We start from the raw sequence: 1,255 nt of genomic DNA, 5'->3' as shown, positions 1-1,255 counted from the left end.
TTACCCGCCGGGGTTTGTGGTGATGTGCTCGCATCCCGATAAGCTGCCGGAAAGCTATAACCGGTATCTGGTTAACGGCCTGCGTGAAGATTTCGACATGCCTGGCACCCCGATCCGGCTGTATATGCGCGGCCAGGGCGACAAGAACCCTTATAAGGGCAAGCGGGCCAAGAATGCCGGCGCTTTGGCCAAGCATTTGAATAAGCGCGGCGGCGGATCCAGCTAAGGCAGGGTGCTCCCGCCCGGCTTGCGGCATTTCCAAAGAAATACCTAGGCCCGTTGGGCCCGGCGCCGCCCTGACGGGCGGCGCTTTTGCGTTGCGCGGGGCTGAGCGGCCTTTTGCCTGCTTCATGCGGGGCTTGGCCTCTCTGTGTTTCCTTCACTGCTGCAGATTGATACCTTTCAAGTTGAATGGATTATCCGGTGATAACCTTGTTTTTGCACAAGGCGGAGTTATCTGGAAATCTACTTTGGACGGGATGCGCGTTTTGCACAGCTGTCACGCATCGGCTTTAGGGACGGGTTCATGGATCTGAGGACACATACGCGTCAATTCACACAACAGGACAACCGGCTGGCGTCGGTCAGCTATTTCGGTACATTTGCGGTCTACTTTGCGGCGCTTACCGTGGCCGTCGCCTATGCGGACCAGTGGTTTGTGATGCTGCCGGCAGGTGTGGTTTTTGCCTTTGCCGCAGTGCGGTTGTATGTGCTGCAGCATGACACCGGGCATCACTCGCTGTTTGAAACCCGGATCCAGAACGAGATTGCCGGCCATGTGCTGTCGCCCTTCACCTTTGCGCCGTTTGAGGTGATGAAGCAAAACCACAATCTGCACCACTCCAACATCGGCAACCTGGAACACCGGGAGACAGGTGAGATCCACACCATGACGGTGCGGGAATGGGCCAAGGCCGGGGTCTGGGACCGGCTGGGTTACCGCCTGTACCGCAATCCGTTTGTGCTGGTGCCGCTGGGGGCGGCGTTCACCTATTTCATCCGCTACCGCTGGCCCAAGAATACCGGGCGTTTTGGTGCGCTGGGGGTGGTTCTGCACAATCTGGTGATTGCCGCATTGCTGGTGCTGCTCTACCGGGCGGCGGGGATGACCGGGATCTGGGTCTGGCTGGCGTTTTCGTTCCTGGGCGGCATGATCGGTGTTTTCCTTGTCTACCTGCAGCATAATTTCGAGGACACCTATTGGGACCGCCGTCCGGACCTGAACCCGCAGGTGGCGGCGCTGCAGGGATCCTCC

General features: G+C 58.9%; 1 protein-coding gene and 1 pseudogene. Both read left to right on the top strand.

What is annotated here, in order from left to right; translation table 11 throughout:
* A pseudogene (locus tag A2I95_RS39445) lies at window positions 1-226 on the top strand (ribosome biogenesis GTPase Der); the annotation flags it as partial.
* A gap of 300 nt (window positions 227-526) precedes the next feature.
* Window positions 527-1,255: fatty acid desaturase (locus A2I95_RS39440; RefSeq protein ID WP_291737804.1), on the top strand; the 729-nt coding region annotated here is incomplete at its 3' end.

Source organism: Leisingera sp. F5 (assembly GCF_001593695.1).
The sequence above is the reverse complement of the archived record's forward strand: the minus strand, read 5'-3'. Positions and strand labels throughout refer to the sequence as shown.